The organism is Ruegeria sp. HKCCD7251 (genome assembly GCF_013031165.1).
In the GTDB taxonomy this organism is placed as follows: domain Bacteria; phylum Pseudomonadota; class Alphaproteobacteria; order Rhodobacterales; family Rhodobacteraceae; genus Ruegeria.
In genome coordinates, this window is the sequence record NZ_WPZC01000014.1 from 2,501 (window position 1) to 6,104 (window position 3,604).

The 3,604-nt window shown below is 53.1% G+C and carries 1 tRNA gene and 2 rRNA genes; all 3 read left to right on the forward strand.

Annotated features, from left to right (window positions below):
* Positions 1-293: 293 nt before the first annotated feature.
* The 3 genes from GOX75_RS20155 to GOX75_RS20165 all read left to right on the forward strand — a co-directional run bounded on the left by GOX75_RS20155 (position 294) and on the right by GOX75_RS20165 (position 3,604).
* A 23S ribosomal RNA gene (locus tag GOX75_RS20155) occupies positions 294-3,120 on the forward strand.
* A 201-nt stretch (positions 3,121-3,321) separates the two neighbouring features.
* Positions 3,322-3,436 (forward strand): 5S ribosomal RNA (gene rrf, locus GOX75_RS20160).
* A gap of 91 nt (positions 3,437-3,527) precedes the next feature.
* A tRNA-Met gene (locus GOX75_RS20165) sits at positions 3,528-3,604 on the forward strand.

Below are 3,604 nucleotides of genomic sequence, written 5' to 3' on the forward strand. Positions count from 1 at the left end.
GAAACGAACAGAGTTGTCCAAGTCAAGTACACTAACCCGCATAACTTAACGGTTATGCATTGTCTTCTATCCTCTGCGTGGGGCCGACCGACATCGGCAGCGCGGGTTCCAGGATGGAAGGCGGGAAAGTATGCTTTTGGTTCAGAAGAAAGATCATCTTTAGTTACCAGCTGGATGATCGCGATTGATCCGACCCCCGAACTGTGAAGGCCGAAGGCCGGAAGAGTTCATGTCCTCAAGTAGCCGAATAGGCGGTAGGACAAATAAGGTCGTGTCTTTCTCTTTCTGGATCAAATCAAGCGCGAGAAGGGCGTTTGGTGAATGCCTTGGCAGCAAGAGGCGATGAAAGACGTGATACTCTGCGATAAGCCATGGGGAGCTGAGAATAAGCTTTGATCCATGGATTTCTGAATGGGGCAACCCACCTGAAAGCTTCATATTGTTATCTTTGATACTCAATATGGGGTTTAAACAGGTACTTAAGACCTGAATACATAGGGTTTTAAGAGCAAACCCGGGGAACTGAAACATCTAAGTACCCGGAGGAAAGGAAATCAATTGATACTCCCCTAGTAGCGGCGAGCGAACGGGGACCAGCCGAGCCAGATGAGTGACTAGAACACGTTGGGAAGCGTGGCCATAGCGGGTGACAGCCCCGTATAGGAAGCTTTGATGGACGTATTAAGTAGGGCGGAACACGTGAAATTCTGTCTGAAGATCGGAGGACCACCTTCGAAGGCTAAGTACTCCTTGCTGACCGATAGCGAACCAGTACCGTGAGGGAAAGGTGAAAAGCACCCCGACGAGGGGAGTGAAACAGTACCTGAAACCGAACGCCTACAATCAGTCGGAGGCTCCTTGCGAGCTGACGGCGTACCTTTTGTATAATGGGTCATCGACTTGGTCTCACGAGCAAGCTTAAGCCGTTAGGTGTAGGCGTAGCGAAAGCGAGTCTTAATAGGGCGCATGAGTTCGTGGGATCAGACCCGAAACCGAGTGATCTAGGCATGGCCAGGTTGAAGGTAAGGTAACACTTACTGGAGGACCGAACCCACATCCGTTGAAAAGGATCGGGATGAGCTGTGCCTAGGGGTGAAAGGCCAATCAAACTCGGAGATAGCTGGTTCTCTGCGAAATCTATTTAGGTAGAGCGTCATCCGAATACCCCGGGGGGTAGAGCACTGGATGGGTAATGGGGCCCCACAGGCTTACTGATCCTAACCAAACTCCGAATACCCGGGAGTACTAGATGGCAGACACACTGCGGATGCTAACGTCCGTAGTGGAGAGGGAAACAACCCTGACCTACGACTAAGGCCCCCAATTCATGGCTAAGTGGGAAAGCAGGTGGGACGACCAAAACAACCAGGAGGTTGGCTTAGAAGCAGCCATCCTTTAAAGATAGCGTAACAGCTCACTGGTCTAAATAAGTTGTCCTGCGGCGAAGATGTAACGGGGCTCAAGCCATGAGCCGAAGTCTAGGGATGCGTAAGCATCGGTAGCAGAGCGTAGTGTGACATAGATCCATGCCTCCTTGATCCCTTCGGGGATATTGGAGGCGAGGATCTTTCGATGAAGCCGGCCTGTGAGGGATCCGGTGGAGAGATCACTAGTGAGAATGATGACATGAGTAGCGACAAAGAGTGTGAGAGACACTCTCGCCGAAAGTCCAAGGGTTCCTGCTTAAAGCTAATCTGAGCAGGGTAAGCCGGCCCCTAAGCCGAGGCCGAAAGGCGTAGGCGATGGGAACTAGGTTAATATTCCTAGGCCAGGAGGATGTGACGGATTGCGGATGTAGTTCAGCCTTATCGGATTGGTTGGGCTGCTGAGCAGTTCCTGGAAATAGCCCTCCATCAGACCGTACCCTAAACCGACACAGGTGGACTGGTAGAGCATACCAAGGCGCTTGAGAGAACGATGTTGAAGGAACTCGGCAAAATACCTCCGTAAGTTCGCGAGAAGGAGGCCCGGTTCCTAGGCAACTAGGGGCTGGGGGCACAAACCAGGGGGTGGCGACTGTTTATTAAAAACACAGGGCTCTGCGAAGTCGCAAGACGACGTATAGGGTCTGACGCCTGCCCGGTGCCTGAAGGTTAAAAGGAGAGGTGAGAGCCTTGAATTGAAGCCCAGGTAAACGGCGGCCGTAACTATAACGGTCCTAAGGTAGCGAAATTCCTTGTCGGGTAAGTTCCGACCTGCACGAATGGCGTAACGACTTCCCCGCTGTCTCCAACATCGACTCAGCGAAATTGAATTGCCTGTCAAGATGCAGGCTTCCCGCGGTTAGACGGAAAGACCCCGTGCACCTTTACTACAGCTTCGCACTGGCATCAGGATTGTGATGTGCAGGATAGGTGGTAGGCTTTGAAGCAGGAACGCAAGTTCTTGTGGAGCCTCCCTTGAGATACCACCCTTCGCACTCTTGATGTCTAACCGCGGTCCGTTATCCGGATCCGGGACCCTGCGTGGCGGGTAGTTTGACTGGGGCGGTCGCCTCCTAAAGCGTAACGGAGGCGCGCGAAGGTTGGCTCAGAGCGGTCGGAAATCGCTCGTTGAGTGCAATGGCAGAAGCCAGCCTGACTGCGAGACTGACAAGTCGAGCAGAGTCGAAAGACGGCCATAGTGATCCGGTGGTCCCGAGTGGAAGGGCCATCGCTCAACGGATAAAAGGTACGCCGGGGATAACAGGCTGATACTGCCCAAGAGTCCATATCGACGGCAGTGTTTGGCACCTCGATGTCGGCTCATCTCATCCTGGGGCTGGAGCAGGTCCCAAGGGTACGGCTGTTCGCCGTTTAAAGAGGTACGTGAGCTGGGTTTAGAACGTCGTGAGACAGTTCGGTCCCTATCTGCCGTGGGTGTAGGAGACTTGAGAGGAGTTGCCCCTAGTACGAGAGGACCGGGGTGAACGATCCACTGGTGGACCAGTTGTCGTGCCAACGGCAGTGCTGGGTAGCTATGATCGGACAGGATAACCGCTGAAGGCATCTAAGCGGGAAGCCCCCCTCAAAACAAGGTCTCCCTGAGGGCCGTGGAAGACCACCACGTCAATAGGCCGGAGATGTAAGTGCAGTAATGCGTTCAGTTGACCGGTACTAATCGCCCGATAGGCTTGATTTGATCCAGTAATGGAAAGACAAGACCAAAGCATACACACCTTGAACATGGATAACTTCGTCGCTTTTTTGCAAAAGCAAAAAGAGCGACGGTGTTGATTGAAAACACAACCGAGTGGCAACGCGCCTTTTGCAAGCAAAAGACGCTGCCTGCCACCTGTCGCTTTCTTGCACAGCAAGAAAGTCGACATGGGCTTTTCCTCGGTTTGGTGGTCATAGCGCAAGTGAAACACCCGGTCCCATCCCGAACCCGGAAGTTAAGCACTGCCGCGCCAATGGTACTTGGGCTTAAGCCCCGGGAGAGTAGGTCACCGCCAAACCTAGTAAAAGCCCAACAAACCTCTCTAAACGATCAGCAGAACACTACCCGGTCTCAAATAGCCCAATAGGCGGTAGACCAAACCAAAGTGTCGCGGGATGGAGCAGCCCGGTAGCTCGTCAGGCTCATAACCTGAAGGTCGCAGGTTCAAATCCTGCTCCCGCAACCA